Raw genomic sequence first — 3,057 nt, forward strand, 5'->3', positions numbered from 1 at the left:
CGTGTTCAAGGCCGCAGCCCAGGGTGGCGCGGCGCCGCTGGTGATCGTCGGTGTCGTCGCCAGCGGCATCGCCGCCTACTTCTACGTGCGGGTGATCGTGTCGATGTTCTTCACCGAGGCGACCGACGACACCCCGCACGTGGTGGCGCCGGGCATTCTGAGCAAGGCGGCGATCGCGGTGTGCGCCGCGGTCACCGTGGCGTTGGGCATCTTCCCGCAGCCGCTGCTCGACCTGGCCGATCGGGCCGCCCAACTGCTGCACTGAGTTCAGCTCAGGAACGGGCGCACGGCCAGCACGTAGACCGCCAGCGCCGCCAGCGGTGCGGCCAACGGCAACCACGGCAATTGCAGGGGGAATGCCGTCGCGACCAACCCGGCGAACGTAAAACCCACCGCGCCAACCACGGTCGGCCAGCTGCCCAGCACCGCCCCGGCCGACGCGCCGGCCGCGTGGCGGCACACGAGATACGCGGCGGCGCACAGCCCGGACAGCGCGACGAACACCAGCGGCGGGTCGGACAGCGCGATGGTGGCCACCACCAGCAACACGGCGAGCGTTGCGGCAGGGCGATATACCGCTCCCCCGGCCACCGCGATCAGGGCCGCCACCCACGCGGCAACCGCAGGCCCGTGCGAGCCGTCGGCGGCCAGACCCACCATCAGCAGACCGAACGCGACGGAGAACACCGGGGCCCACAGGCGCGGCACCGTGCCCGCCTCGCCGCTAGGCACGGAGCCGCCCCCGCACCCGCCGGCGGCGGTCCGGGAGCACACCCATGGATTGCTCCAATCCGCCGTCCTGATGCCACAACACGATGTCGACGCCGACGGTGGCCATGTCGCGGTACATGGCGGAACGCTGCAGCGCCCACATCCGATTCACCAGCGGATCCTGCTCGCCCTCGAACGGAGTGCTGTCAAGGATGTCGACGGCGATGACGACGTGGCCGCGCCTGCGCAGATCGATCAGCGCGAGCGCGAATTCGGTATCCAGCAACGTCGAGAAGGCGATGACGATCGCGCCGGCGGGGACGGCCGCGCGGGGCGCCAAAGTGCCCGTGGTGTTTTCGAATCTATCGCCGGCGCCGAGCACCGTGTCGAGGACCCGATAGAACTGGCGCTGCCCGATGTCGGCGCCCAGCCACCGCGGGTGGTTGCCGCCCAGGGCGACGATCCCGGCGCGATCACCGTGCCGCAGGGCGGTCTGCACCACTTGCGCGGCGCCGCGCACGACGCGCTCGGTGGCGGCGGTCGCCGGGCCCGCTGGTTGCCGATACGTGTCGATCAGCACCACCACGTCGGCGGCGCGGTCGGTCAGGCGCTGCGTGACATGCAGCTGGCCGCGGCGCGCGCTCACCGGCCAGTTCACCGCGCGCAGTTGGTCTCCCGGCACGTAGGGGCGGATGTCGGCATATTCGACCCCCGGGCCGACGTGCCGGGTGAGGTGGGCACCGAGGCGGTCGAGCAGCTCGGTCTGCGGGATGGGCGTCGACTGGGGCGGCGTCAGCGGAAACACGATGACTTCCGCGGCGTCGACCAGGGCCGTCCCGGACAGCAGCCCGCCCCGGGCGACCGCGTCGACCCGGGCCCGGATGGAGTAGCGGCCCCAGCGTTGCGCCGTGGCCGCAACCGTTTTGGCTTCCCTGAAGTCGGCATCGAGAACGTCGAGCTGCATGCCCTCGACGGGTGGCACCGTCACCTCGATCGCGGAGGTTCCCGTGGCGTGGCCCTCCTCCGTCGCCCAAATGCGCAACCGCGCCTGGTCGTCTTCGAAGCACCGCTGCGAATCCGGGTTGCCGTGCACGCGGACCGTCGGTACGGGTCGTTGCCAGCTGATCGAGCACAGCGCCCCGAGCAGCGGCGCGGCGAACGCGATCAGCTGCCACCGCGCGCCGATCACCGCAGCCGCCAGCGCCAACCCCGCGCAGGTCGAGATGGCGCGCGTCAATGGCGATGCGCGCCAGCGGAACTCGACCTCGCGGCCGGTCACGCCGCACTCATCCGGAGCCACCCTGGCCGCCGGTACGCGGCACCGGCAGACGGCGCAGCAACTCACCGACGACGTCGGCGCCCTGAATCTTTCGCACCCACATCTCCGGGCGCAGGGTGATTCGGTGCGCGACGGCCGGGACGGCGAGCGCCTTGACATCCTCGGGGATGACATAGTCGCGGCCGAGCAAAAGCGCACGGGCGCGGGCGAGTTGGACCAAGTCGAGTTCGGCACGCGGGCTGGCGCCCACCGCCACCTGGGGATGATGCCGGGTGGCGTTGGCCAGCGAGACAACGTAGTGCAGCACGTCTTCGTGCACCGTCACCTGCTCGACCGATTCCCGCATCGCGAGCAGGTCGTGCGCGTCCACGACCTGGTTGACGGTCGGCTCGTTCGACCCGCGATCGAGGCGGCGGCGCAGCATCGCGGTCTCGTCGCGCTCGGAGAGGTAACGCAGTTCCAGGCGGATCGCGAACCGGTCGAGCTGCGCTTCGGGCAGCGGATAGGTGCCCTCGTACTCGATCGGGTTGTCGGTCGCGAGGACGATGAATGGCTTTGGCAGCTGGTGTGTTTCGCCGTCGATGCTCACCTGGCCTTCGGCCATCGCTTCCAGCAGCGCCGCCTGCGTCTTGGGCGGCGTGCGGTTGATCTCGTCGGCGAGCAACAGGTTGGTGAAGATGGGTCCGGGCCGGAAGGCGAAACGGCCCGATTGCATGTCGTAAATGGTCGAGCCCAGCAGGTCCGCCGGCAGCAGGTCCGGCGTGAACTGCACGCGGGTGAACTGCAGACCCAGCGCGGCGGCGAACGACCTGGCGATCAGCGTCTTGCCCAGGCCGGGCAGGTCCTCGATCAGGACGTGGCCCCGCGCGAGCACCGCGGTGAGGATGAGCGTGAGCGCGGAACGCTTACCCACCACCACACGCTCGATCTCGTCGAGCACCGCCTCGCAGTGCGCTGTGGTTGTTGCCGCCGGCAGCGTCATACCTGTTCCAACTTTCGCAGAATCTCTTCCAGCGCCCCACGGCCGGGACCGGGTCGCCGGTCGCCGGTCGGTGCGACGTTGTTCG

General features: G+C 70.4%; 3 protein-coding genes and 2 pseudogenes. 1 reads left to right on the forward strand and 4 read right to left on the reverse strand.

Annotation, left to right across the window (positions count from 1 at the left end):
- Positions 1 to 265: pseudogene (locus tag A9X05_RS06835) on the forward strand (NADH-quinone oxidoreductase subunit N); the annotation flags it as partial.
- A gap of 2 nt (positions 266 to 267) precedes the next feature.
- On the opposite strand, the gene A9X05_RS06840 reads toward A9X05_RS06835, so the two are convergent.
- The 4 genes and pseudogenes from A9X05_RS06840 to A9X05_RS31980 all read right to left on the reverse strand — a co-directional run.
- The gene (locus A9X05_RS06840; RefSeq protein ID WP_231968736.1) at positions 268 to 660 is read right to left on the reverse strand and encodes a hypothetical protein; all 393 of its coding nucleotides are present in this window, start codon (positions 658 to 660) and stop codon (positions 268 to 270) included.
- 64 nt (positions 661 to 724) lie between these two features.
- Positions 725 to 1,990, reverse strand: coding sequence for a DUF58 domain-containing protein (locus tag A9X05_RS06845; RefSeq protein ID WP_067780172.1), 1,266 nt, complete (start codon positions 1,988 to 1,990; stop codon positions 725 to 727).
- Positions 1,991 to 1,997: 7 nt separating this feature from the next.
- Positions 1,998 to 2,972 carry a MoxR family ATPase gene (locus A9X05_RS06850; protein WP_067760305.1) on the reverse strand — a complete coding sequence of 325 codons (975 nt, stop codon included), beginning with the start codon at positions 2,970 to 2,972 and terminating at the stop codon, positions 1,998 to 2,000.
- Positions 2,969 to 3,057, reverse strand: a pseudogene (locus A9X05_RS31980) (hypothetical protein); the annotation flags it as partial. The pseudogene A9X05_RS31980 and the gene A9X05_RS06850, both read right to left, overlap by 4 nt.

This window comes from Mycobacterium sp. E3298, assembly GCF_001666895.1.
Taxonomy (GTDB): Bacteria; Actinomycetota; Actinomycetes; order Mycobacteriales; family Mycobacteriaceae; genus Mycobacterium.

Coding starts and splice junctions, on each gene's coding strand:
- A9X05_RS06840 (WP_231968736.1), bottom strand. CDS start 660: ATGGTGGGTCTGGCCGCCGACGGCTCGCACGGGCCTGCGGTTGCCGCG.
- A9X05_RS06850 (WP_067760305.1), bottom strand. CDS start 2,972: ATGACGCTGCCGGCGGCAACAACCACAGCGCACTGCGAGGCGGTGCTC.